25 protein-coding genes and 1 riboswitch are annotated in these 22,206 nt (G+C 46.4%); of the genes, 14 read left to right on the top strand and 11 right to left on the bottom strand.

The window, feature by feature from the left end:
- Positions 1 to 80: 80 nt before the first annotated feature.
- Together BN1080_RS00845 and BN1080_RS00840 are read left to right on the top strand one after the other, a co-directional pair.
- On the top strand, positions 81 to 524 hold the full coding sequence (locus BN1080_RS00845; RefSeq protein ID WP_324607139.1) for a MarR family winged helix-turn-helix transcriptional regulator: 444 nt from the start codon (positions 81 to 83) through the stop codon (positions 522 to 524).
- Positions 521 to 1,720: an MFS transporter gene (locus tag BN1080_RS00840; RefSeq protein WP_052649655.1), complete on the top strand. Its 1,200-nt coding sequence runs from the start codon at positions 521 to 523 to the stop codon at positions 1,718 to 1,720. Before BN1080_RS00845 ends, BN1080_RS00840 begins: the two co-directional genes overlap by 4 nt.
- A gap of 309 nt (positions 1,721 to 2,029) precedes the next feature.
- Here BN1080_RS00840 and BN1080_RS00835 read toward each other — a convergent pair whose 3' ends face one another.
- Positions 2,030 to 3,079 (bottom strand): NAD(P)/FAD-dependent oxidoreductase, encoded by a 1,050-nt coding sequence (locus tag BN1080_RS00835; RefSeq protein ID WP_052649653.1) that lies wholly within the window; start codon positions 3,077 to 3,079, stop codon positions 2,030 to 2,032.
- A 133-nt stretch (positions 3,080 to 3,212) separates the two neighbouring features.
- On the opposite strand from BN1080_RS00835, the gene BN1080_RS00830 reads away from it, so the two are divergent.
- The 4 genes from BN1080_RS00830 to BN1080_RS00815 all read left to right on the top strand — a co-directional run bounded on the left by BN1080_RS00830 (position 3,213) and on the right by BN1080_RS00815 (position 7,021).
- Entirely contained in the window at positions 3,213 to 4,004 is a 792-nt protein-coding gene (locus tag BN1080_RS00830; protein WP_052649651.1) for an ABC transporter ATP-binding protein, read from the top strand.
- A gap of 3 nt (positions 4,005 to 4,007) precedes the next feature.
- The gene (locus BN1080_RS00825) at positions 4,008 to 4,934 is read left to right on the top strand and encodes an iron-hydroxamate ABC transporter substrate-binding protein (protein ID WP_052649649.1); all 927 of its coding nucleotides are present in this window, start codon (positions 4,008 to 4,010) and stop codon (positions 4,932 to 4,934) included.
- A gap of 84 nt (positions 4,935 to 5,018) precedes the next feature.
- Positions 5,019 to 6,017, top strand: coding sequence for a FecCD family ABC transporter permease (locus BN1080_RS00820; protein ID WP_052649647.1), 999 nt, complete (start codon positions 5,019 to 5,021; stop codon positions 6,015 to 6,017).
- Complete coding sequence (locus BN1080_RS00815; protein WP_052649645.1) at positions 6,014 to 7,021, top strand: FecCD family ABC transporter permease; 1,008 nt, start codon at positions 6,014 to 6,016, stop codon at positions 7,019 to 7,021. The genes BN1080_RS00820 and BN1080_RS00815 overlap by 4 nt, the downstream gene beginning before the upstream one ends.
- Before the next feature lie 41 nt (positions 7,022 to 7,062).
- Here the strand turns inward: BN1080_RS00815 and BN1080_RS00810 are convergent, their stop codons facing one another.
- Complete coding sequence (locus tag BN1080_RS00810; protein ID WP_052649643.1) at positions 7,063 to 8,064, bottom strand: EAL domain-containing protein; 1,002 nt, start codon at positions 8,062 to 8,064, stop codon at positions 7,063 to 7,065.
- A 192-nt stretch (positions 8,065 to 8,256) separates the two neighbouring features.
- Here BN1080_RS00810 and BN1080_RS00805 point away from each other — a divergent pair, with 192 nt between their 5' ends.
- The gene (locus BN1080_RS00805) at positions 8,257 to 8,670 is read left to right on the top strand and encodes a DUF4395 domain-containing protein (RefSeq protein ID WP_052649641.1); all 414 of its coding nucleotides are present in this window, start codon (positions 8,257 to 8,259) and stop codon (positions 8,668 to 8,670) included.
- A 44-nt stretch (positions 8,671 to 8,714) separates the two neighbouring features.
- On the opposite strand, the gene BN1080_RS00800 is transcribed toward BN1080_RS00805, so the two are convergent.
- The 5 genes from BN1080_RS00800 to BN1080_RS00780 form a co-directional block, all read right to left on the bottom strand.
- Positions 8,715 to 9,977: a glutamate-5-semialdehyde dehydrogenase gene (locus BN1080_RS00800; RefSeq protein WP_052649639.1), complete on the bottom strand. Its 1,263-nt coding sequence runs from the start codon at positions 9,975 to 9,977 to the stop codon at positions 8,715 to 8,717.
- Positions 9,978 to 11,102 (bottom strand): glutamate 5-kinase, encoded by a 1,125-nt coding sequence (proB, locus tag BN1080_RS00795; protein ID WP_052649637.1) that lies wholly within the window; start codon positions 11,100 to 11,102, stop codon positions 9,978 to 9,980.
- Between the two features lie 254 nt (positions 11,103 to 11,356).
- A complete protein-coding gene (locus BN1080_RS00790) occupies positions 11,357 to 11,827 on the bottom strand; it encodes a FixH family protein (protein WP_052649635.1) in 471 nt (156 codons plus the stop codon).
- Between the two features lie 18 nt (positions 11,828 to 11,845).
- Positions 11,846 to 13,225: a PepSY-associated TM helix domain-containing protein gene (locus BN1080_RS00785; RefSeq protein WP_052649634.1), complete on the bottom strand. Its 1,380-nt coding sequence runs from the start codon at positions 13,223 to 13,225 to the stop codon at positions 11,846 to 11,848.
- Positions 13,226 to 13,313: 88 nt separating this feature from the next.
- On the bottom strand, positions 13,314 to 13,892 hold the full coding sequence (locus BN1080_RS00780; protein WP_052649632.1) for a DeoR family transcriptional regulator: 579 nt from the start codon (positions 13,890 to 13,892) through the stop codon (positions 13,314 to 13,316).
- A 230-nt stretch (positions 13,893 to 14,122) separates the two neighbouring features.
- On the opposite strand from BN1080_RS00780, the gene BN1080_RS00770 reads away from it, so the two are divergent.
- The 7 genes from BN1080_RS00770 to BN1080_RS00740 all read left to right on the top strand — a co-directional run bounded on the left by BN1080_RS00770 (position 14,123) and on the right by BN1080_RS00740 (position 18,220).
- The gene (locus BN1080_RS00770; RefSeq protein WP_052649629.1) at positions 14,123 to 14,917 is read left to right on the top strand and encodes a YtvA family blue-light photoreceptor; all 795 of its coding nucleotides are present in this window, start codon (positions 14,123 to 14,125) and stop codon (positions 14,915 to 14,917) included.
- Positions 14,918 to 14,994: 77 nt separating this feature from the next.
- Positions 14,995 to 15,585 carry a hypothetical protein gene (locus BN1080_RS00765; protein ID WP_052649627.1) on the top strand — a complete coding sequence of 197 codons (591 nt, stop codon included), beginning with the start codon at positions 14,995 to 14,997 and terminating at the stop codon, positions 15,583 to 15,585.
- Between the two features lie 127 nt (positions 15,586 to 15,712).
- Positions 15,713 to 16,165 carry a MarR family winged helix-turn-helix transcriptional regulator gene (locus BN1080_RS00760; RefSeq protein WP_052649625.1) on the top strand — a complete coding sequence of 151 codons (453 nt, stop codon included), beginning with the start codon at positions 15,713 to 15,715 and terminating at the stop codon, positions 16,163 to 16,165.
- Between the two features lie 23 nt (positions 16,166 to 16,188).
- Positions 16,189 to 16,707, top strand: coding sequence for a spermidine/spermine N(1)-acetyltransferase (locus BN1080_RS00755; protein WP_052649623.1), 519 nt, complete (start codon positions 16,189 to 16,191; stop codon positions 16,705 to 16,707).
- 13 nt (positions 16,708 to 16,720) lie between these two features.
- Positions 16,721 to 17,338 (top strand): FMN-binding negative transcriptional regulator, encoded by a 618-nt coding sequence (locus BN1080_RS00750; RefSeq protein ID WP_052649621.1) that lies wholly within the window; start codon positions 16,721 to 16,723, stop codon positions 17,336 to 17,338.
- A gap of 67 nt (positions 17,339 to 17,405) precedes the next feature.
- Positions 17,406 to 17,505: riboswitch (guanidine-I (ykkC/yxkD leader) on the top strand.
- A gap of 59 nt (positions 17,506 to 17,564) precedes the next feature.
- Entirely contained in the window at positions 17,565 to 17,906 is a 342-nt protein-coding gene (locus tag BN1080_RS00745) for a DMT family transporter (protein WP_052649619.1), read from the top strand.
- Positions 17,906 to 18,220 carry a DMT family transporter gene (locus BN1080_RS00740; RefSeq protein ID WP_052649616.1) on the top strand — a complete coding sequence of 105 codons (315 nt, stop codon included), beginning with the start codon at positions 17,906 to 17,908 and terminating at the stop codon, positions 18,218 to 18,220. The genes BN1080_RS00745 and BN1080_RS00740 overlap by 1 nt, the downstream gene beginning before the upstream one ends.
- Positions 18,221 to 18,266: 46 nt before the next feature.
- Here the strand turns inward: BN1080_RS00740 and BN1080_RS00735 are convergent, their stop codons facing one another.
- The 4 genes from BN1080_RS00735 to BN1080_RS00720 all read right to left on the bottom strand — a co-directional run bounded on the left by BN1080_RS00735 (position 18,267) and on the right by BN1080_RS00720 (position 22,039).
- A complete protein-coding gene (locus BN1080_RS00735; protein WP_052649614.1) occupies positions 18,267 to 19,037 on the bottom strand; it encodes a TerC family protein in 771 nt (256 codons plus the stop codon).
- Between the two features lie 288 nt (positions 19,038 to 19,325).
- Positions 19,326 to 20,324, bottom strand: a complete 999-nt coding sequence (locus BN1080_RS00730) for an HAAS signaling domain-containing protein (RefSeq protein WP_052649612.1) — start codon at positions 20,322 to 20,324, stop codon at positions 19,326 to 19,328.
- Positions 20,311 to 20,661 (bottom strand): PadR family transcriptional regulator, encoded by a 351-nt coding sequence (locus BN1080_RS00725; protein ID WP_052649611.1) that lies wholly within the window; start codon positions 20,659 to 20,661, stop codon positions 20,311 to 20,313. Before BN1080_RS00725 ends, BN1080_RS00730 begins: the two co-directional genes overlap by 14 nt.
- Positions 20,662 to 20,836: 175 nt before the next feature.
- On the bottom strand, positions 20,837 to 22,039 hold the full coding sequence (locus tag BN1080_RS00720; protein WP_052649610.1) for a multidrug effflux MFS transporter: 1,203 nt from the start codon (positions 22,037 to 22,039) through the stop codon (positions 20,837 to 20,839).
- Between the last annotated feature and the right edge of the window lie 167 nt (positions 22,040 to 22,206).

The following is a 22,206-nucleotide window of genomic DNA, read 5'->3' as shown; positions in this document are numbered from 1 at the left end:
TGTCTATTGGACAACTTTATTTTAATTTGTTATCCTTATTTAGTTACCTAAGCTAACCATTAGCTAAACTAACTAAAGGAGTGAGTCCGATCAAAACGTTTCAGGAATTTTTTCAGCAATACATGTTAATGTACCGCCCATTCGAAAGCCAGCTGAACCAGGAGCTTGGCAAACATGGTTTACATAGAGCCCAATGGACCATTCTTTATTACTTGGTCAATGAAGGCCCATCCACCCTTGTTGAACTTGCCCATTATCAACGCGTCGAGAAACCGACCATGACGCGCACAGTCAGCCGTTTGGAAGAATTGGGCTACGTCGATCACCTCCCGGGCAAAGACCGCCGGGAAAAACGCATGCAGCTGACAGCTGAAGGCACCAAAGTCTATCAGAAAGTACGGGTTACCATCGATAAGTTCGAACAGGAAATTCTTGAAGGAATTCCTGAAGACACTCAACAGCTAATCATCGAATCGATGAAAGCGATCCGTATGAATTTAATCAATAAGGAGTCAACGAAATGAACGAAAACAAACCTAAATTATGGACAAAAAACTTTATCGCCGCTTCCGGAATCAATTTCTTCCTCATTCTTATCTTCTACCTATTGATGGTCACCATTGCTACGTTTGCGGTTAAGGAATACGGAGCGACGACAAGCGAAGCCGGCCTCGTAACCGGGATCTTCATCATCGGCACCTTGATCGGGCGCTTGGTAATCGGACGCTATATCGATAAGATCGGGCGTAAACGGACATTGATCATTGGACTCATCCTTTTCACAGCAACCAGTCTTTTATACTTCGTGCATTTCGGTACCGCATTCCTGATTATTACCCGGCTGCTGCATGGCATGACACTCGGTTTAGCGAGCACCGCTGCCGGAACAATCGTGGCGCAAATCATTCCCATGTCACGAAAAGGGGAAGGGATTGGCTATTTCAGTATGAGCGCTACCATGGCTACTGCCATCGGACCGTTTATCGGGCTGTTCATGAGCCAGCGCACCACTTTTGAAACCATCTTTGCCCTTTGCCTTGTTTTAGGCGTCATCAGTTTCTTGATTTCGTTATTAGTGAAAGTTCCGCCGTTGGAAGAAGCACCAAAAACAGACGATTCGAAAGGCTTTAAGCTTTCAAACTTCCTTGAACCGAAAGCGATTCCGATTGCCGTCATTACGTTAGCGGTCGGCCTTTGCTATTCAAGCGTCCTCTCGTTCATCAATTTCTATGCCATTGAAATTGACCTGGTCGACACAGCGAGCCTGTTTTTTGTGGTCTATGCGTTAGCGGTGCTTGTCTCCCGTCCGTTCACTGGACGTTTAATGGATATTAAAGGCGCCAATTACGTCATGTATCCGGCGTTCATTCTTTTCGCTGCAGGCTTGTTCCTGCTCAGCACCGCGGGCAATAGCGTAACGTTATTGTTATCCGGTGTTTTGATCGGACTGGGCTTCGGGAACATGCAGTCCACGACGCAGGCTGTGGCAGTTAAGTTGACGCCTTCGCACCGGATTGGGCTTGCCACTTCGACGTTCTTCATCTTTATGGATGCGGGACTCGGTTTCGGGCCTTACGTATTGGGCTTCATCATCCCATTGATCGGCTATAGCTCCACCTATTTCATTTTGGCTTTCGCGGCGCTCGGTTTTGCTGTGCTCTATTATTTTCTGCACGGCATCAAAGAACACAAAGCCAACCGCGCCACTCTTGCCCAATAAATGAAAAAAGAGGCTCCTCAATACGAGGAGCCTCTTCACAGCTTATTGCGAAATAGCATCTACTTCTGGAATCTACACTACAGCGCTATAAAAACTCTCTAAAGATATGGAGTAAAATAGCGGAGACTCCTGCGGCTTAGCGAGTCGACCGATACACCGCAGGGAGCGCAGCGGACGAGGAGGATTGGGCGCGAGCCCGCTGGAAAGCGCAGCTGTTTTGCGGAATATCAGGTACCCGAATAAATCTTATTTTGGTTTCTATTTTTACTCTCTAAAAGAGGCTCCTCATTAAGAGGAGCCTCTTCTTTATTAAGACATCAATTGCTTGACGAGTTCTTTATTGCGTTTTTTGAAGACATCGTTGTGCGAGGAAACCATCGCGATGCCGTTTGCATCCGGCTCGATGTATTTCTTCGCTTTATTGACCGCATTCGCTGCATCTTGGAAAGTGCCGGCAATGAGGTTCAGTTTCCCGGGGTGCTGCAGAATATCGCCTGCTGCGTAAAGCCCTGGAACCGATGATTCGCTGTTGGCGTTGCCTGAGATGTAATAGCCGTCAGCAATTTCAATATCCAGATCGCTTTCTTCCAATAAGGTGGCATCCCGTTCATAGCCATGGTTGATGATCACTTCGTCAATCGGCAATAAGGAAACCTCGCCGTTTTCCTGGTTTGTCAGTTCCACCAACTCAATCGCATCCCGTCCGTCCGAAGCGATCAATTTTGTGATGGTGGTATTCAGGAGGCAATGGGCTGAGCTGTTCATCAATTGTTTAACTTGCGCTTCGTGGCCAGCCAACTCACCTTTTCGATAAGTGACGAAAACTTTTTCAGCAATCGGCTCCAATTCGTTTGCCCAATCCACAGCGGAATTGCCGCCGCCGGAAATTAAGACAACCTTATCTTTAAACCGTTCCAGGGATTTTACTGTATAATTCAAGTTTGAGACCTCGAAACGTTCTGCACCTTTGATCTCGAGTTTCTGAGGGTTCAAGATTCCGCCGCCGACTGCAACGATTACGGTTTTTGAGAGATGGATTTCACCTGAAGAGCCTGTCAATTCGAACAGCCCTTTTTCATTGCGTGAAATCATTTCCACTTTTTCATTCAGCACGACTTCGGGATTGAAAGTCAGTCCTTGGGCAACCAGTTGGTCAATGAGCTTCGCTCCCTGAATCGGCATTTGGCCGCCAACATCCCAAATCATTTTTTCAGGATAGACATGAATCTTTCCGCCTAATTGCGGTTGATATTCAATCAGTTTCGCTTTCATCTCTCTCAACCCGCTATAGAAAGCTGAATACAATCCAGCCGGACCCCCACCAATAATCGTTACGTCGAAAACCTCTTGCTCCCTCACGTGATCACTCCCGTTTCACATATTTTCAATTGACATTGAAAAAATTTCATCTTATAGTATGTATTGTACCGAAAATGATAATCATTATCAATTGATTTGTTAATAAATTTTTGAGAAATGGAGGGCCTTCATTATGGTTCGTCTCTTTACAGAGGATTTGAATGTAAGTTATGGTGAGCGATTAATCGTAAAAGACTTAAGCATTGAAATTCCGGATAAAAAAATCACAACAATTATCGGCTCGAATGGCTGCGGGAAATCGACGCTTCTGAAAACGATTACGCGCATTATTTCCCATCAATCAGGTTCTGTTGTACTGGATGGCGGCAATATTGCCAAGGAAGGCACCAAAGCATTGGCGAAAAAGATGGCGATTCTTCCCCAGACGCCGGAAAGCGCCAATGGATTGACTGTCGGAGAGCTGGTCTCCTACGGACGCTTCCCTTACCAAAAAGGATTCGGCCGCCTTTCGAAAAAAGATTATGAAATCATCAATTGGGCACTCGATGTCACCGGCACACAATTCTTTAAATACCATCCGGTAGATGCTTTATCGGGCGGGCAGCGCCAGCGGGTCTGGATTGCGATGGCTTTGGCTCAAGAAACGGAAATGATTTTCCTCGATGAACCGACCACTTACCTGGACATGGCCCATCAGCTTGAAATCCTTGAACTCCTTGAAAAGTTGAATCGTGAACAGCACCGCACCATTGTAATGGTACTCCATGATTTAAACCAGGCTGCCCGTTTCGCCGACCACATTATCGCCATGAAAGATGGCCAAGTGGTCAAAGCCGGAAATTGCCATGAAATCATTACACAACCTGTTTTAAAAGAAGTGTTCCGAATCGACGCTGAAATCGGCCTGGATCCGAGAACGCAAAAACCGATGTGCATTACGTATAATTTAATAAAAGGGGCTTAAATCATGTTAAAGAAATTAATCCTTCCATTCTTATTGATTGTGGTCATGCTGCTGGCAGCATGCGGAAATGATGAAGCAAAAGATGAAAATACAGCAGATGCACCGAAAGAGGGATCCGGCACAATCACGTATGAATCTGAAAACGGACCAGTCGAAGTACCGGCAGACCCGCAGCGGGTTCTTGTATTGTCTACATACGCAGGTGACGTGATGGCGCTTGATGTGCCTTTAGTCGGCGTCGATTCCTGGTCAAAAATGAACCCTCGTTTTGAAAAAGATTTAGAGGGCGTGGAAGAAGTTACAGATCAGAACTTGGAAAAAATCATCGAATTGGATCCGGATTTGATCATCGGCTTGTCTACGATCAACAATATCGATAAACTGAAAGAGATCGCGCCAACCGTGACCTTCACTTACGGCAAACTCAGCTACCTTGACCAGCATTTGGAGATCGGGAAGCTTTTGAACAAAGAAGAAGAAGCGAAAACCTGGATTGAAGATTTCCAAAAACGCGCACAGGAAGCTGGCGAAGAAATCCGTGCTGAAATCGGTGAAGATGCAACCGTTTCTGTCATTGAAAACTTTGACAAGCAACTATATGTATTCGGCGATAACTGGGGCCGCGGCACCGAAATCCTTTATCAGGAAATGAAATTGAAAATGCCTGAAAAAGTTACTGAAATGGCATTAGCTGACGGATTCTATGCTTTGTCTCAGGAAGTCCTTCCTGAATACATGGGAGATTACGTGATCTTCAGCAAAGACAGTGAACAGGACAACTCATTCCAAGAAACCGAGTTGTTCAAGAATACGCCAGCTGTGAAAAACGGCCGAGTATTTGAAGCCAATGCAAAAGAATTTTACTTTAATGACCCTATTTCATTGGAGTATCAGCTTGAGTTCTTCTTGGAGAATTTTTTAGGCAAGTAATTTAGAATCTGGACCATACCAAAAAGAGGGATTCTGCTTATGAGAATCTCTCTTTTCACTCTATAACAGAAATGATGGTTGACTATGCCCGGGAAAATGTCTTTTTCTATCAAAATTATATTGAGCCTCGCTGTGTTCGTCCTCATGTTTGTGGCTTCCATCGTCTTTGGAGCAGCAGATATCAGCTTGAAAGATGTGGGGCTTGCCCTCTTCTCGAATGCCTCGAATGACAGCATCGCCATCATCCAGGAAATCCGGCTGCCGCGTGAGCTGGCAGCGATTGTTGTCGGTGCCGCTCTTGCCGTTTCCGGCGCCATGATGCAGGGGATGACCCGGAATCCTTTAGCGGATCCCGGACTGCTTGGGCTTACTGCAGGAGCCAATGCCGCTCTGGCGTTGACGCTGGCGTTCATTTCATCTGCGAATTATTTCTGGATTACGGTTGCCTGCTTTATCGGAGCCGCTGCCGGCGCCGGCATCGTCTTCGGACTTGGCGCATCCAAGCGCGGCGGCTTTTCGCCTTTCCGCATTGTTCTCGCTGGAGCCGCCGTGTCCGCATTCCTTGCCGCTGTTGCGGAAGGAATCGGCCTTTACTTTAAAATTTCAAAAGACGTTTCTATGTGGACTGCAGGCGGATTGATCGGTACCTCGTGGGGCCAGTTGCAGATTGTCGTGCCATTTATTGCCGTTGGGCTGATCATCGCTTTGGTCCTCGCCAGACAGTTGACGATTTTAAGTTTAAGCGAAGAAACGGCGATTGGCCTTGGCCAAAAAACCGGCTTTATCAAAGCCGTGCTGTTTTTCGGCATTACCATTTTAGCCGGGGCTGCAGTGGCCCTTGCCGGAAATATGGCTTTTATCGGGTTGATGATCCCGCATATCGTCCGTGCGATTGTCGGAACCGATTACCGCTTCATCATCCCGATGTCCGCCATTGCCGGGGCCATTTTTATGCTGTTCGCTGATTTGCTTGGACGCACGATCAATGCGCCTTTTGAAACGCCGGTGGCTGCCATCGTTTCGATTTTCGGCTTGCCGTTCTTCTTATTCATTGTCCGTAAAGGAGGGCGAGCTTTCTCATGATGCAGCCTGCTTTATTGCGAAAACAACGCATATTGATGATTATTCTTTTAGCCATGATCCTTATTACAATTGTTCTGGGATTAAGCCTGGGCTATTCCTCCATTCCGATTGACCGATTGCTGCCCGCTTTTCTTGGAAACGGAACGTTCAAAGAAGATTTCATTTTGTTCTCCATCCGCTTGCCGCGCATTCTCATTACCTTGCTTGCAGGCATGGCGCTGGCACTCTCCGGTGCCATCCTTCAAGGCGTGACGCGAAATGATTTGGCGGACCCCGGCATCATCGGCATCAACTCCGGTGCCGGCGTTGCCATTGCGGTTTTCTTTTTGTTCATTCCAGTAGAAGCCGGTTCTTTCGTTTACTTAATGCCGGCTGTCGCTTTCTGCGGCGCATTGCTTACCGCTGTGCTGATTTACGTGTTTTCCTATAGCCGCCAGTCGGGCTTGCAGCCGGTGCGCCTTGTATTGACAGGAATCGGCTTTTCCTTAGCTTTGTCAGGCGTCATGATTGTCTTGATCTCCTCGACGGAGCGGGAAAAAGTGGATTTCATTGCAAGCTGGCTTGCCGGCAATATTTGGGGGGCGGATTGGCCGTTCATCTGGGCATTGCTGCCTTGGCTGCTCATTTTGATCCCTTTCACTTTGTATAAAGCGAATAAGCTGAACATGCTCAGCTTGAGTGAACCGGTCGCCATCGGCCTTGGCCTTTCCATCGAAAAAGAACGCATCGTGCTGCTGCTTGCGGCTGTCGCTCTAGCAGCCTCTGCCGTATCGGTGACCGGCGGAATCGCCTTTATCGGCCTGATGGCCCCGCATATTGCCAAATCGCTGATCGGTCCGCGGAATCAGCTGGCCCTGCCGCTCGCTATTTTAATCGGCGGCTGGCTGCTGCTTCTGGCAGATACGATCGGCCGGAATGTATTGGAGCCTTCAGGCATTCCAGCAGGGATTGTCGCCGCTTTGATCGGCGCCCCTTACTTTATGTATTTATTGCTTAAAAAATAAAACTCTTGGGAAGCATTTGCTTTCCAAGAGTTTTTTCGATTTTATGCGTATACAAGTTCAGTTCTCGGTTCCGCTTCGGGTTTGCCGAAATAATAGCCTTGGAATAATTCATAGCCTTTTTCTTTCAGCCAATTGAAATCTTCCTCGGTCTCCACTCCTTCAGCAAGCGGCACAGAACCCACAGCAATCGCTTTTTCCAAGAAGGACAAAGCGACTTTCTGTTTGCCTGCTTCCTCTGCGACCCCTTGCACATATTGCATATCGAGCTTCATGTATTGGGGTTTCAGCTCTGCCAATACTTCAGCTGTGCTGAATCCTTCGCCCACATCATCCAAGGCATAATTAAAGCCTCTTTCCTTGTAATAGGTAAGAATTCTCTTTAAATGATCCAAATCGTCGACTTGTTCGGTTTCAACCACTTCAAACACAAGCTGCTTCGGATCCACATTTAATTGGTTGGCCAAAAGCGTCGTCGAACGCAGGCAGAATTCCGGAGAATAAATCGATGTCGGGATGAAATTGATGAAAGCTTTTTTATCTTCAAGTTTCGCTGCGTATTTCACAGCGGTCATGCGGCATACCCGGTCAAGGGCGTATAAGCGGCCGCGGCTTTTAGCAGCCGGAAAAATTTCATTCGGATAAATCATTGAGCCGTCTTCGTTTTGGAAACGCGACAGCATTTCATATGCGAAGATGGTTCCATCGCCGTTGATGATCGGCTGATAATGGCAAGTGATCAGTTCTTTTTTGATGACATTGTCGATCCACTGCATATCCATGACGGTTTCAATTTGAGAAAAAGGCTTCCATTCTTCTTTGTTGATGCGGAATTCCACTCGATCCGTCGCCATGAAATGCTCACAAAAATCCATGAACTCTTTCGCGCCTGATTCCGGAATGATGAGGCCTTGCTCTTTTTCTTTTACCTCTATATTTCTTCTCGTTAGATGCTCAATGACTTGCGGCAAAATCGACTGATTCAATTCGCCTTCAACTTTAATTTCAAACTTCAGTTCGTTAACGGAACAGTTATTGCATTCCAAATCAGGAAGCCTCCCTTTTCTTGTATAACTTGAGTCTACTTCAAAATACCTAAACAAAGAAAGTATTTTGTACCCAATGTGCTGGAATTTTTTTAAATGGCAAAATATATTACCAAGGGACAGAAAAACAAGCTTCTTTTATTTATTCCGAGTAAACAACCTGGTATACTAATCGAAAAAGGAGGTCTTTCTTTGACTATCCCAAAACCCCTCGTGCAAACCAATCAAGCTTTTATCGTTTTGTCCGTCATATTAGCACTCGTTTTCCATAAAGCCCTTTTGCTCCTGCCTTTTGCGGTTGGAGTTTATACGCTGGCCACAAAATCCAATCCGGTTATCCGTTTCAGTAAACGATTCTTGAAACGTCCGCCCATGTCTTATATTCAGGAAGACCGGGACCAACAGTTGTTCAACCAATGGATCGCTACGATTTGCCTTGGTTTGTCGCTTGTGTTTTTTGCTTTCGGTTTTACGGCAATGGGCTATGCTTTTAGCATCATGGTCGTTTTGGCCGCAGGGGTGGCCCTTCTCGGCTATTGCATCGGCTGCACCATTCGCTACCGTTATATGATGTGGAAGCACAATCGCGCGAAAGCGGCAAATTGAAAAAGGAGCTGTCCCAAAAGCATGTGGGACAACTCCTTTTTCATTTATTTGGTTTGGCCATTTCCTTTAATCAAGTATTTTGTGGATGTTAACGCCGGCAGCCCCATCGGCCCCCTTGCATGCAGCTTTTGGGTGCTGATGCCGATTTCTGCACCGAAGCCGAATTCAAAGCCATCAGTAAACCGCGTCGAGGCATTATGATAGACCGCCGCTGCGTCCACTTCCATAAAGAATTGTTGAACATTTTCCGGCGTTTCTGAGATAATGGCTTCCGAATGTTTCGTTCCGTATGAATTGATGTGCCGAATCGCTTCGTCCACCGCATCCACCACCTTCACCGAAGCTTCAAGGCCGAGGTATTCGGTTCCCCAATCCTCTTCGGTTGCCGGAATGACGTTTTCCCATTGCTGGACAAAAGAATCGCCATGAATCACAACGGCTTTTTCCTGCAAAGCTTCCACCAATTTCCCGAGATGGGCGGCTGCCCAATTTTTCTCCACTAAAATCGTTTCACAGGCATTGCAGACAGAGGGACGCTGCGTTTTCGCATTAAGTGCTATGGCAATGGCCATTTCCACATTCGCCGTTTCATCAATATAGACATGGCAATTGCCTGCCCCTGTTTCAAGAACGGGAACGGTAGAGTTTTCCACCACGGTCTTGATCAGTTTCGCGCCGCCTCTTGGGATCAGCACATCCAAATGGGAATTCAGCTTGAACATATGGGATGCGGTTTCCCTGCTCGTATCTTCGATCAATTGAACGGCATCCACCGGCAGCTCGCTTTTCGCCAGCGCACGGTGAATCGCGGCTACTAAAGCTTTGTTGGAATGGATGGCGGTCGAACTGCCGCGAAGCACCACAGCGTTTCCGGTTTTCAGGCAGAGGCTGGATGCGTCAACTGTTACGTTAGGGCGCGCTTCGTAAATCATGCCAATGACGCCAAGCGGCACACGGATTTTGGCCATTTCAAGTCCATTCGGCTGCTCCCAGGATTCCAGCACTTCTCCGACCGGGTCTTCCAATTGGGTTAATAAAACCAGCGCATCCGCCATGCCTTTTAAACGGCTTGCATCCAATTGGAGCCGGTCAATCAGCGAATCGCTCATTCCCGCATGCCGGCCGGCAGCGATATCTTTTTCATTTTCAGTCAGCAGGAAATCCTGTTCCTGCAGCAATTGGTCTGCCATCAGCCGCAAGGCCTTATTTTTAGCTTCCGTGGATTGTTTCGCCATTTCAGCAGCCGCCTTTTTGGCAAGAGCTGCTTTTTCTAAAAGATCACTGGTTTTTTGAAGAACTTCACTCATTCACATCTGCTCCTTTCGGGTAGCGCTGAACCATTGGTCTCGATGGATAACGACTTGCCTTTTCCCTGTTTTGGTTATGACACGGGCTTCTTCGCTGCACAATCCTTTAATTTCCGCTAAATCCTCCGAGGAGAAGTTCACTTGCCCTTTGCCGATCACTTCACCGGCCGGATTTAAGACTTCGACGACATCATCCGCTTTGAAGCGCCCGCCAATTTTTGTAATGCCCACCGGCAGCAAGCTTCTTCCTTGCGCTGAAATCGCTAATGCGGCTCCGTCGTCCACTTCGATTTTTCCCGTCGGCATCGAATGGAGCGCCAGCCATTGTTTTGAATTCTTGACTGTAGCCTGCGGATCGTCGCCGATGTATGTGCCGTCTCCTTTGCCTTCCCAAATATCCACCAACTTGCCGCTTCCTGAGCCGGTGCCGATAAAGACTTGGGAGCCGAGTGCCAAAGCCGTTTGGGCTGCTTCCACTTTTGACTTCATCCCGCCGGTCCCGACAGAAGATCCTTCACTCGAAGTCGCTTTGATCAGCTCGTTTGGAATTTCCGCCAAAAAATCATATCTTGCGGCTTCCGGATTGACGCGTGGATTATCCCGGTAAATGCCGTTTACATCCGTTAAAATGATGAGCATTTGCGCTTGGACCAACCCGCTGACAAGTGCAGACAACATATCATTGTCTCCGAATGTAAGGCCGTCTACGGACACTGAATCGTTTTCATTGATGATAGGCAGCACATTGCGTTTCAGCAATTCCGTTAAAGTGGCTGTGGCATTTTGGTAAAGGTCTTTTGCGAGCAGGTTCTGCTTCGTCAACAATAATTGGGCGGACACAATGTCGTGCTTTTTGAATTCCTGCGAGTAGGCGTGCAGCAATTGCCCTTGGCCGACAGCAGCGGCTGCCTGTTTTCCGACAATGCTGGCGGGACGCGACGTGTAGCCAAGATCGGTGAAACCGGCTGCAACCGCCCCGGATGAAATTAAAATGACGTCATGCCCCAACGCTTTTAACCGGGCAAGCGCCTGAACATGTTCCTGCAATTTTTCCAGGCATAGCCCGCCGTTTTTGTTCGTCAGCGAGCTGCTGCCGATTTTCACTACGATTCTTTTCTTTTTCACGCACCGACACCACCTGTTTGTATTCCGAGACTTTTCTGAAAAAGAATAATAGCATTATTATGCGTTATATTGAATTTTTAGTCAACACTATATTAGAAATCATTTCGGATTATTTCTTTTACTTTCTGGCTTTTCGACAATTTCAATTTACCTGTTATGTATATTTATTCTTTTTCAATGCATAATGAAAGCCCGAGAATGACTTTCTCAGGCTTTCGTAGAAATGGAATTGTTGAATTCGCAGCAAAACACCTTCAATGATGGTGTCCCCGAACTTCCTGCTGAGTTGGCACACCTTGCTTCAAGCTCTCCATCTCCTGTTCGGACAATTCACCAACGATGAATTGCCGGACCGGACTGATCAGCGAACCTTCGTTTCCGGCATGCACTTCTAGGTAATACAGGCCCTCTTCTTTAAACCGGACATCCATCTGGTAGACGCCGTTTTCGGCTTCTTCCGCTTCTTCCATCGGGTAATGGACTGAATGATCTTGTTTCCAAATTTCAAAATGGACAAACCGGGCATCTTCCACCGGTTTTCCGTCTTGTTTTAAGATAGCCTTCACTGTCTGTTTGGTTTCTGCCGACAGCGACTCTGGCATATCGACTTCCACTTGAAGCGGCTTTTCTTTTTTATATAAGTCTGCCGCATCCTCGCTTGCAGAACAAGCGGAGAGAATGCACAAACTGCTAAAGAGCAAAAGCAGCAAACGAATTGATTTCATCTGAATCTCCCTCTTTCACTAAGCATTCAACCATCGCTTAACTGCAGGCACGCGTTGGATGATTGCCCAATCCACAAGCCAAACAATCAGAATCGACAATCCGACCAATGGGAACAAAATCCCCAATACAATCATTAGCGCCAAGAATGGTTTTGTTTTGAAGATGGCCGGTGCTTTCGGAGCGCCTGACCCCTTGTTCGGTTTGCGTTTCCACCAAAGATAAATGCCGGTGAAAACGGTGAAAATCACCCCTAGGCAGATGGCTAAACTGATTAACTGGTTAACCAATCCAAACTGCGATCCCTTATGAAGCGTAATTCCCCATGCCACTATTTTTCCGATGATTCCGTAATTGTCATACCGGTAATCGGCCAAAACAGCACCTGAGTATTGATCGATGTGCATCGTCGCTTCATCCTGTGCTTTCGGCGGGAAGACTGATAAGGTATAAACCCCGTCTTGCTCTTGCGGAATGAAAATCGAGTATCCCGGATAGATTCCTTGCTGATCTGCAATTCCCACCACTTTATCTATTGGCATAGGAATCAGTCCCTGCACAGAAGAAAGCGGGACATCCAATGTTTCTGCTGCCCATGGAACTTCTGCAATTTCCTGGGTCTCGATGTCTGAAGACGGGGCATCCCCGATCCAAACGGACGGCGGATAGCCTTCACCGGAATTTGTGATGATGGCTTGGAAATTGGTTCCCCAAAAGCCCGACCACGGCAAGCCGGTCATTACTAGAAACAGCAGACCGCCCGTTAACCAAAAAGCCGGGACGGCGTGTAAATCGCGCCGAAGGATTTTGCTGCCTTTTCCAAAGCGGGGAAATAATACGCCGCCGAAGCCTTTCCGCTTTTTCGGAAACCACAGGAAAAAGCCTGTAGCCATGAGCACAATCGTCCAACAGGCAGCTAACTCTACAATGCGGTCGCCAATCTTACCGGCCATCAGCTCCCCATGGATCTCCTCGATTTTATCCATGATCCGGTCGTCGTCTTTTAATTCACCAACCGATTTGCCCGTATAAGGATCCATGAATACTGTAAGCGATTCTCCATTTGAACTGACCGTCACTTCGTTGGATCGCGCTTCATCTTCTCCGGGACGATATTTGGTGACAATTGCCCCTGGATACAAAGCCTGCACTTCCTCTAGCTGCATGGAAACGGATACTTGCTCGCCCTGCGGCTCCACTTGGTAATAATCCGCATACAGTACATTTTCAATCTCCGCCTTGAATAGATATACGGATCCTGTCACGGCCAATAGTACGAGAATCGGTGCAAAGATAATGCCCGCATAAAAATGCCAACGCCAAATGGTTTTATGGAGCTGATTATTCTTTGAACTTTTTTGTGCACCAGCAATACCTTTTTGTTCTTTGTTTTCTTCCATTTGGTTTTCCTCATTTCAGAAACTTACAGATTTCCGGTGAATTCCTGCAGTTTGATTTTTTACTTTATCTAACGGAAGAAATCCCGTTTTAGATCTCTTTTTTGATGCAGCAATGTCCGCCGCCCATCTCTTTGGCTAAGCGTTCCACCGCTTCTTCAAATGGATAACTCTCACCGCTGAACCCAAGCTGGAAGCGGTCTGCCTGGCTGCTGTTTGCAAACGCGATCAATTGTGGTTCACAGCAATTGAGTTTAAGTTCCGCGTTCATTAAAAAAGTCCCCATTTTCGCATTGAAGGTTGTATCCGTTAAATAATCTTTGCCGATGATGTAGGCCACTTCATCAGCGATGTCGCGATAACGCAGCAGCCCGCAATGAGCACAGCAAGCCTGTTCTACCTGATGATTCGTTTTGATCAGTTGAAATGCTAATCGCGTACCCGCTTTTTTAAAACAATAGGAACACGTATCTGCCGTAGCGGAAACCGCTGCTTTTAGCGCTACTCCGTTCGACGTCTTTTCCACTTTCTGCTCTTCAATGAGTGATTGTATATCGCGGTAGACGGTCATTTCTGAGATGCCCAAGCGACTGCTGATGGCGGAAACTTTTAATGCCCCTTCTTTTTCTAACCAATCTAATATTTGTTGCTGCCGTTCAATAGGAAGCATGGCTTTGTTCCCCTTCTCATTTATAATTTTTGCTCTTAAGTTTCATCTTAAAAGAAAGCTTAGGAAAGAACTAGCACTTCTTGTTAATAAATGTGAATTTATGATGAATATTCACAACCTATTGTTTCTGGTTTGCCGAAACCACTCACATTCTGTAGAATTCAATTTATCTATAAAATTGAAATACTTGAAAACAGTATGAGAATCCACAATAGACTGGAGAAACCTTCATGAAAAATTTAAGCCCCGCCACACAAATCGCCATTTTTGAAGCAATGCTGAATGGCAGTCGAGTAGCAACTGTTGTGACAGACCCGCAACAGCAAGATAACCCGATCATTTATACGAATAAGACTTTTGAAAAACTGACCGGCTACTCCCGTGAAGACTCGATCGGACACAATTGCCGCTTCTTGCAAGGGCCCGAAACGGATCAAGCAGCGATTCAGCAATTAAGAGATGCCATTGCCAAAAAAGAGCAAACTACTGTGACCGTAAAGAACTTCCGGAAAGACGGTTCAGCTTTCTGGAACCGTTTGAACATTGAGCCTGTCACTGTTGAGGACCATTTGTACTTCATCGGAACCCAGACGGATGTTTCAACTGAAGAATACCAACGCCTTTTGCTCGCAGAAAAAGAGGACGAAATCAATCGTCTGCTGCTGCCGATTTTACCCATCCACGAAAATTTAGGTGCTGTCTCGCTAGTCGGCAAGATGAATGAAGAGCGCTTTACTGTTCTGACCGAAAAATTGAGTGAATACGTCCAAAAGAATGCGACCCGCCATATCATTATTGATATTTCCGGCGTCATCTGGGAAGAAAGTTTCTTATTTGTCCGCCTCTTGATGATCCAGGATGTCCTTCGCCTAATGGGCGGAACTTTGTATATTACCGGCATCACACCGAAGACTGCTATCGAAATCTCCAGCATGCAAGCGCCTGAGCACTCCCTTCGGACATTCTCGACCGTGCAGCAAGCGATTGAAACCGTGATGGGAGCTAACGGAAAACTGAACAACTAAAACAACTGGATAAATTAGAAGCCTTAATCCTTTCGCAACCAACGAAAGATTAAGGCTTATTTTTAAGGAGGCTGTTTATGTTTTCAAACGACGACTTGCAACAATTGATCGCCGGAAAAATCATCAGCAATCAATTCCCATACGATACTCGGGATGAAAAGGAAGTCAACGCCCATATTAACCGCTTGTTCCACCGGATCTGCAGGATTCCACATGTGATGTGCGAAGCCGAATGGAATCATTTCGGCAGCGGCTATGCTTCTTTTGTGGAGTTTTTCTGTTATCGAAATGAGGATGTTTCTGTTATTCAAGAAAATCCAACTATCCGGGAGGAAAAAAGGGAAGGCTTGATTATTGATGTATGCCGATTGGCACCTGCAACGATTTTGGGTGGAGATATCCGCTATCGAACCACCGACAGAAGGACAAGCGAAGAAATCAGCGGAGCGTACGGCTCACTTCTGGACGGACCAGAACGATTAAACGTGCCGGAGAAATTAAAGCCTCTTGCCTCTCAATTGTCACAAGCATTGAGAGAATTTGGCTACGAAGAAATGGAAGCGGAAAAGCTTGGCGAACTTCTCCCATTTAAGAGCCGGATTCCTACCCTTTATCGCATGCCGAAGGATTACTTGATACTTGATGCTTTCTTTTATTGGGAAGACTGACTGGATTTTTTGCTTGATTATTAATTCATAAAAAATACGATTACGATTGCAATTGATCTTAAAATGAATTAAATTGAAGCTAACGTATTTTTTGTTGCATTTGCAATAAAAAAGAAAGGTGGCAGCCATGAAAGAAATTCTTCGGGAAATTGGCATGATCGCCAGAGCATTGGATTCCATCAGCAATATCGAATTCAAGGAATTGAATCTGACAAAAGGGCAATACCTCTATCTTGTCCGGATCTGTGAACATCCCGGAATCATTCAGGAGCAATTGCTGGAACTGATTAAAGTCGATCGTTCGACAGCCGCACGGGCCGTTCAAAAGTTAGAGGCTAATGGATTTATCGAGAAACACGAAGATCCGCAGAACAAAAAAACGAAAAAACTGTTTCCCACGGAAAAAGGGAACGCGGCTTATCCCTTCATAAAAAAAGAAAATACCCATTCAGACCTTGTAGCCATGGATGGATTTTCAGAAGAAGAGAAGGAAATGGCATTTTCCTTACTCCAACGTATCCGAAAAAATGTTGAAAAAGACTGGGAATTCGTAAAAAAAGGACATAAACGAATTTATTAATCCGGAAAAGGAGTGGCGGCCCGATGACAGCAATTATACAAAAATGCACCGTAGAAGATTTGCAGGAGCTTCAGAAAATCAGTATTGAAACCTTCACGGATACATTCCAGGAGCAGAATTCGCCCGAACATTTGCAGGCTTACCTGGAAAAAGCCTATTATTTAGAGAAATTAGAGGAAGAATTGGCCAATCCGCTTTCGCACTTCTTTTTCATTTACAGCGGCCAGGAACTTGCCGGCTACCTGAAAATCAACACAGGATCAGCCCAAACAGAAGAAATGGACGAAGATACTCTCGAAATCGAGCGGATTTACGTCAGAACAAAATTCCATAAACACGGGCTCGGCAGACAATTGATGCAAAAAGCAATCGACTTTGCGCTGCAATCAGGGAAACAGAAAATATGGCTCGGGGTATGGGAAGAAAATGAAAATGCCATCGGCTTCTATCAGAAAAAAGGGTTTGTCCAGATAGGCACGCATTCGTTCTTTATGGGCGATGACGAGCAAGTGGATTTGATCATGGCCAAAAACCTTTCGTGAAAGGCGGAACGATATGTATATTCCAAAACAGTTTAAAGTCACTGATTTTGATGAAGTCCGGGAATTCCTCCAGCAGCACGCGTTTGGAACACTTGTCACCACGAGAAAAGGACGGCCTATTGCCACTCACCTCCCGTTCCAGTTTGCAAAAGAACAGGAAGGCGATTATCTAACCGGGCATATGGCTTATGGAAATCCCCAATGGCGGACGTTCGAAACCACGGAAGAAGTGCTCGCGATGTTCCAAGGGCCGCATGCCTATATCTCCTCTTCCTGGTATGAACAGGAGAATGTCCCGACCTGGAACTATCAGTCTGTCCATGTCTACGGAACGCCTCAGCTTCTATCCGGACAAGAATTGCAGCAGGATCTGGCGGCGCTTCTGGACCAATACGAGAAGCACCGCAAACACGCTGTACTTTGGGAGACCCTGTCTCCTGAACTGCTGGAAAAAGAGCTGAAAGGCATCGTCGGCTTCAAGATTCGAATCACTGAAATCCAGGCGGCCAATAAACTCAGCCAAAATCGCAGCGAAGCGGATTACCGCAATATCGTTCAAAATTTGCAGGCAGAAGAATCAGCTGCTTCTGTAGAAATGGCGCACGTAATGAAGAAAAAGCGCGTGTACTGATTTTCCCGAACCCCTTTCGTTTGAAACAACGCACGAATTCAAGTAGACTTTGGAGTAACCGCATATCAGAAATGTTTTCTAGGGTTCCGCAGCCTGTGTGCTGGCCTGGTCCGAGAGAAAACTCATAGCTTTTCGCTATGCCACGGAAGGACAAAAGCCTGGGAGAAACTGTTTTTACAGTTCTCCCAGGCTTTTTTATTTCCACTAATAAAAGGAGGTAGCAATCATGAATTTAAATTGGCTAAAAGTCATAATGGCGTCTGTTTTTGAAGTGGTTTGGGTCATCGGGTTAAAGCATGCGGATAGTTTTTTGGAATGGACGGTTACGGTCGTTGCGATCATCATCAGCTTTGCCGTGATGATTATGGCTGGCCGCAAGCTGCCCGTCGGAACTGTTTATGCGGTATTTGTCGGGCTCGGCACCGCCGGGACGGTTCTCTCAGATATTCTATTATTCAATGAACCGCTGAAAATCGAAAAATTAATTTTGGTCGGCATTTTGCTGGCAGGCGTCATAGGGCTGAAGCTCGTCACCCCTGATGCAAAACCGGAAGGAGGCGATGCGTAATGGCTTGGGCAGCACTTATACTAGCTGGCATCTGTGAAATGGTCGGCGTCGCAATGATCAATAAATTGCATCAGGACCGCAACTGGCAATCTGCCGTTTTACTCATTTTAGGGTTCGGTGCAAGCTTTGTCTTTTTGGCCTACGCGATGGAAACTTTGCCGATGGGAACCGCTTATGCCATCTGGACCGGCATCGGGGCATCCGGCGGAGCTATTCTCGGAATGCTTTTTTACAACGAATCAAAAGACTGGAAACGAATCTTTTTCATTGCACTGGTATTGGGGGCAGCTGTGGGGCTGAAATTGGTTTCTTAAACGCAAAAGAAGGCAAAGTCTGCGGTAGACTTCGCCTTCTTTTTTCTTATTTCTCCTCAGTCTGCTTTTTCTTTTTCACACTGATCAATGCGCCGACTGCGACAATTCCGAGCAGGACTCCCCAGAAAATCAGTTTCCATTGCGCAGAATGCACAAATTCATATGGCAAGATCCCAAGTTTTTCATGCCCTAATGTAAGCACCGTCAATTTAACTCCAACCCAGCCGACAATCACAAAAGCAGTCGTCTCCAATTGCGGATAATTCGCCAATAACTTAACGAATTTATGAGCAGCAAATCGCATAATGATTAGTCCGACCAATCCACCTGCCAACATCACTGCGAATTGCCCGGAGTTGATGCCTCCGATTTCACCGATGCCGAATAAATCCAAATGCGGCAAGGTAATGGCCAGAGCCACGGCAGCCAGCATCGAATCGATTGCAAACGCGATATCCGCCAATTCGACTTTCAATACCGTCATCCAGAACCCGGAACCTTTTGTCGCTTCAGGTTCTATCGTATGGTCTTTCCCTTTTCGCTGATCGTAAATATGCTTAAAGGCGATAAACAGCAAGTAAGCTGCCCCCAAAGCCTGAATCTGCCAAACGTCCACCAACAATGTAATCATAAATAGCGCAGCAAAGCGGAATACGAACGCGCCCAGAAGACCGTAGAACAATGCTTTTTTCTGCTGATCTTTCGGCAAATGCTTCACCATAACCGCCATGACCACCGCATTGTCGGCCGCCAGCAACCCTTCCAGCGCTACCAATACAAGCAGCACCCATAAATACTCCAATAAAATTGCTTCCATCTTTCTTCCTCCTCCTGATTTTTGCCAACAAAAAAGACCCTTGCCTAATAAAAGGCAAAGGTCTCGCTAAGCAAAATTGATTGCTATCACAACCGATGGCTCCGAACCATGTAATGACGACTGTGAAATAGGTTTCCCTATAGCTACTCCCCCTTGACATAAAGTCAAAGTCTATTGAGTTGTAAGGTCAGTATAGCATCTCTTTCAACACTGTGAATCCCCATATTTGTCTAAATTATGGCACAGCAGCCATTTAAAGCCGGAAGCTCGCATCGGCCAACCGTTTCCTTAAATGCTTCTTTTTGCTTCTTGGATGCGCGCTTTTTGAAACCCTTGGACAATATCCACCAAAGCAAACACAATCACTAGCACGAGGACACTGCCGACGGCCCAGTTCATATTCAGATCCGCATCGAATATCGTGTTGACTTCCGCTAAGAAACGGTTGTTGAACAAGGTGGCGTCGGTGAAAATAATGACGAACACGATCGTCGAAATAGCCTGGACAGCAGCATTCAAGACGGCCAACTTAACTGTCCATTGCCCCTCGCGCCATTTGAAAACCGATAAAGCAATTTCCAATACGATGACCAGCGCGACGAGAAGCCAATAAGATACGAGAACTTCCTGATTGAATGTCGGCATGATCAGTTCGCCGTTCCGGTAAACGCCTACCCAGCTGTCTGCATTGAAATAAAACACGGACCAAATCGCCGTCCAAATCAAACTTCCCGCAATTTGATATTTGGTAATCCTTTTTTCTTTTGGAATATGGATGGTTTCTTTTAAATCATCCGGCGTCCATTCCTGATACTTCGACATTAAAGGCGTTTGGGCCGTTGAATGGTCGGCTCTTTCGATGATCGCGAATACAACGGTCAGCCAGAAAAGCACTTGGATGGCTGCATTGACACTTGCTGAAATCGCATTCCCGACAATTGCTGTGATGGTTTCCGCAAGCACACCCCCTCCATCTGCAGTGAAAATCGAAGTGATGAGGACGGCAATTAAGGAAACAAGGACGGCAATCGGCAAGATCAGCTTCAATAAATCGATGTAAAGATCATAGAACCGCGGTCCGATCAAATGCATCGGCCGTTCTTTATAGCCGCTGGCAAGAATTGCAGGATTTCCGAGCTTTGCCAGCACCTCTTTTACATCGTGCACTGTGTAGTCGTCAGGCAGCATATCTTCAATGGTCGAACGCAATTCCAAGGCAATGTCTTCTCTGCTCTTCTCGGGCAGCCTGCGCGTCACTTCTCCAATGTACAGCTCAATCAGATTCATCAGTCTCCGCTCCTTTGAGTAAAGTGTAGAGCTCCCGCGACGTCTTTTCCCATTCTTCTTTCAGCTTCTCAAAAATTTCTGCTCCATAATCGCTCAGCACATAATATTTCCGCGGACGGTTTTCGGTCGTATCCCAACTGCTTGTGACAAGTTCCTGTTTTTCCAGCCTGCGAAGCAGCGGGTACAACGTGCTTTGCTCTATCGATATCCCGCTGCTTTCCAATAATTGAACAAGCGAATAGCCATATTGAGGCGTCTGCAGCTGACTTAAAACGGCTAAGGTCAAAGTCCCTCTCCGCAGTTCAGTGGATAAGCTATTCAATAAGGAATTGTCCATTTTTACACCTCCCGATCTATACTGTACGACGTACACCTTTATACTGTGTATCATACACTAATATGAAATGGAAAACAATAATAATCTGATAATTTGAACCGGTTTTTGAGCACAAAAAAATTGGCCCTCCAAAGAGCCAATTTCGAACAGTCTGCAAATCCAGTTGGGTTATGCTTTACACAGCCTTCCGTTCCGTTTTCTTCACTAAAAACAAATAGGCCACCAAAGCAATCAGGCACATGGAAAAAATGGTCAAGCCCATCGGTACGGCGGTTTCTTCTCCGGCAATCCCGACAAGCGGTGCGCTTAATGCACCCAAGACAAATGGCAGTAGACCGAGCAAAGCGGAAGCACTTCCCGCCGCTTTGCTTTGGGATTCCATAGCCAGTGTAAAAGAAGCCGTGCCGACAATTCCGATCGATGTCACGAAAAAGAAAATCGGCACTACGACTGCCCATAATGGCCCCTGCAAAATCACGACGGCAAGCAAAACAGCTCCGGCAAGCGTCGCCCCGTAAAGAGCGGTTTCAAGAAATCTCTTTTCTGAAAAGACATGGCTGAACCTTCCGACGGCATAACTGCCGATGATCAAGCCAATGCCGTTCATGCCGAAAAGCAAACTGAAGACTTGCGGAGACACGCCGTAAATATTTTGATAAATGAACGGCGTTCCGGAAACATAGGCAAAGACCCCGCCGATCAAAAAACCTTGGGCCAGTGCGTATCCTGTAAATTTTTTATCTTTTAGGATGGCCGCAAAGTTAGAGAATGTAGCCCTTAAATTGCTTGGAACCCGCTGTTCCAGCGGCAAACTTTCTGGCAGGCGAAAACCGGTGATCAGGAGGAGGACCACGCCTAAAATCGTTAAAGCCAGGAAAATCCCTTTCCAGTCAGCAAACAATAGCACCCCGCTGCCTACTGAAGGGGCCAATAGCGGCACAAGATTATTTACCACCATCAATAATGCAAACAGCCGGGTTAGTTCTGCCCCGCTGCTGACATCTCGGACAATTGCCCGGGAAATAACTAGGCCGGCAGAAGCCGCAAATCCTTGCAGAAAACGAAGCAACACAAAAACATAAATGTTCGGCGCAAATACACATGCGGCAGAAGCGGCTGCGTAGATAAACAGCGAAATCACCAAAGGCCTGCGCCGTCCATGCACATCACTCAATGCACCGGCGACAAGCTGCCCTACCGAAAGCCCAAGCAAACACGCCGTCAAACTTAATTGGATAGAAGAAGCATTCGTTTCAAATACTTCTGCCAGGACAGGAAAAGACGGCAAATACATATCAATGGTAAAAGGGATCAAGGACGTAAGAGCCCCTAATAAAAGAATAAAGCGGACACGTTTAAAGCCAACCAATGTTTCCATTCCAGCAACAACCTTTCTATATAAAAAACAGCCGATCACGCTTTTTATTTCGGAGCTTGAAATACATCTTCATACAGTAGCACAAAACTTTGCCTGTATGAATTTATTTGACTTTTCATTATTTCGTTTTGTGGTTCCTGCAACGCTTTTTAATCCATATAAAAACC

This window comes from Planococcus massiliensis (assembly GCF_000821325.1).
Taxonomy (GTDB): Bacteria; Bacillota; Bacilli; order Bacillales_A; family Planococcaceae; genus Planococcus; species Planococcus ruber.
This window is presented reverse-complemented; position numbering and strand designations above follow the sequence as displayed.

What these genes read in the sequence shown, in the direction of transcription:
- BN1080_RS00770 (WP_052649629.1), top strand. Translation starts at nt 14,123, where the DNA reads ATGAAAAATTTAAGCCCCGCCACACAAATCGCCATTTTTGAAGCAATG.
- BN1080_RS00725 (WP_052649611.1), bottom strand. Translation starts at nt 20,661, where the DNA reads ATGGACAATTCCTTATTGAATAGCTTATCCACTGAACTGCGGAGAGGG.
- BN1080_RS00830 (WP_052649651.1), top strand. Translation starts at nt 3,213, where the DNA reads ATGGTTCGTCTCTTTACAGAGGATTTGAATGTAAGTTATGGTGAGCGA.
- BN1080_RS00755 (WP_052649623.1), top strand. Translation starts at nt 16,189, where the DNA reads ATGACAGCAATTATACAAAAATGCACCGTAGAAGATTTGCAGGAGCTT.
- BN1080_RS00825 (WP_052649649.1), top strand. Translation starts at nt 4,008, where the DNA reads ATGTTAAAGAAATTAATCCTTCCATTCTTATTGATTGTGGTCATGCTG.
- BN1080_RS00720 (WP_052649610.1), bottom strand. Translation starts at nt 22,039, where the DNA reads ATGGAAACATTGGTTGGCTTTAAACGTGTCCGCTTTATTCTTTTATTA.
- BN1080_RS00740 (WP_052649616.1), top strand. Translation starts at nt 17,906, where the DNA reads ATGGCTTGGGCAGCACTTATACTAGCTGGCATCTGTGAAATGGTCGGC.
- BN1080_RS00750 (WP_052649621.1), top strand. Translation starts at nt 16,721, where the DNA reads ATGTATATTCCAAAACAGTTTAAAGTCACTGATTTTGATGAAGTCCGG.
- BN1080_RS00765 (WP_052649627.1), top strand. Translation starts at nt 14,995, where the DNA reads ATGTTTTCAAACGACGACTTGCAACAATTGATCGCCGGAAAAATCATC.
- BN1080_RS00730 (WP_052649612.1), bottom strand. Translation starts at nt 20,324, where the DNA reads ATGAATCTGATTGAGCTGTACATTGGAGAAGTGACGCGCAGGCTGCCC.
- BN1080_RS00840 (WP_052649655.1), top strand. Translation starts at nt 521, where the DNA reads ATGAACGAAAACAAACCTAAATTATGGACAAAAAACTTTATCGCCGCT.
- BN1080_RS00815 (WP_052649645.1), top strand. Translation starts at nt 6,014, where the DNA reads ATGATGCAGCCTGCTTTATTGCGAAAACAACGCATATTGATGATTATT.
- BN1080_RS00735 (WP_052649614.1), bottom strand. Translation starts at nt 19,037, where the DNA reads ATGGAAGCAATTTTATTGGAGTATTTATGGGTGCTGCTTGTATTGGTA.
- BN1080_RS00800 (WP_052649639.1), bottom strand. Translation starts at nt 9,977, where the DNA reads ATGAGTGAAGTTCTTCAAAAAACCAGTGATCTTTTAGAAAAAGCAGCT.
- BN1080_RS00760 (WP_052649625.1), top strand. Translation starts at nt 15,713, where the DNA reads ATGAAAGAAATTCTTCGGGAAATTGGCATGATCGCCAGAGCATTGGAT.
- BN1080_RS00820 (WP_052649647.1), top strand. Translation starts at nt 5,019, where the DNA reads ATGCCCGGGAAAATGTCTTTTTCTATCAAAATTATATTGAGCCTCGCT.
- BN1080_RS00780 (WP_052649632.1), bottom strand. Translation starts at nt 13,892, where the DNA reads ATGCTTCCTATTGAACGGCAGCAACAAATATTAGATTGGTTAGAAAAA.
- BN1080_RS00785 (WP_052649634.1), bottom strand. Translation starts at nt 13,225, where the DNA reads ATGGAAGAAAACAAAGAACAAAAAGGTATTGCTGGTGCACAAAAAAGT.
- BN1080_RS00745 (WP_052649619.1), top strand. Translation starts at nt 17,565, where the DNA reads ATGAATTTAAATTGGCTAAAAGTCATAATGGCGTCTGTTTTTGAAGTG.
- BN1080_RS00790 (WP_052649635.1), bottom strand. Translation starts at nt 11,827, where the DNA reads ATGAAATCAATTCGTTTGCTGCTTTTGCTCTTTAGCAGTTTGTGCATT.